Here is a 460-nt window from a genome sequence, read left to right as displayed (position 1 = left end):
GGCTCCTAGTGCCAAGGCATCCACCGTGCGCCCTTTCTAACTTAACCGTTAAAAAGAATCACTATGTGATATCTTGTGTTACTAATTGAATGTGATGTCTACTGTTATCTAGTTTTCAAAGAACACGTTGGTGGAGCCTAGCGGGATCGAACCGCTGACCTCCTGCGTGCAAAGCAGGCGCTCTCCCAGCTGAGCTAAGGCCCCGTTATATAAGATGGTGGGCCTGAGTGGACTCGAACCACCGACCTCACGCTTATCAGGCGTGCGCTCTAACCAGCTGAGCTACAGGCCCATCTTAACTTATTCAAGGAACAAAGTTCCTTCAAAACTAAACAAGACAGGGAACGTTCTGTTTATAAGACCCAAGGTCTTATATTCCGTAAAATATCCTTAGAAAGGAGGTGATCCAGCCGCACCTTCCGATACGGCTACCTTGTTACGACTTCACCCCAATCATCTG

At 47.8% G+C, this 460-nt stretch carries 2 tRNA genes and 1 rRNA gene; all 3 read right to left on the bottom strand.

Annotation, left to right across the window (positions count from 1 at the left end):
• Nucleotides 1-128: 128 nt before the first annotated feature.
• Nucleotides 129-204, bottom strand: a tRNA-Ala gene (locus tag SB658_RS21910).
• A gap of 11 nt (nucleotides 205-215) precedes the next feature.
• Nucleotides 216-292, bottom strand: a tRNA-Ile gene (locus SB658_RS21905).
• Nucleotides 293-394: 102 nt separating this feature from the next.
• Nucleotides 395-460: ribosomal RNA gene (locus SB658_RS21900) — 16S ribosomal RNA — on the bottom strand; the annotation flags it as partial.

It is taken from the genome of Bacillus sp. SIMBA_008 (assembly GCF_046535495.1).
GTDB classification, from domain to species: domain Bacteria; phylum Bacillota; class Bacilli; order Bacillales; family Bacillaceae; genus Bacillus; species Bacillus subtilis.
This window is presented reverse-complemented; position numbering and strand designations above follow the sequence as displayed.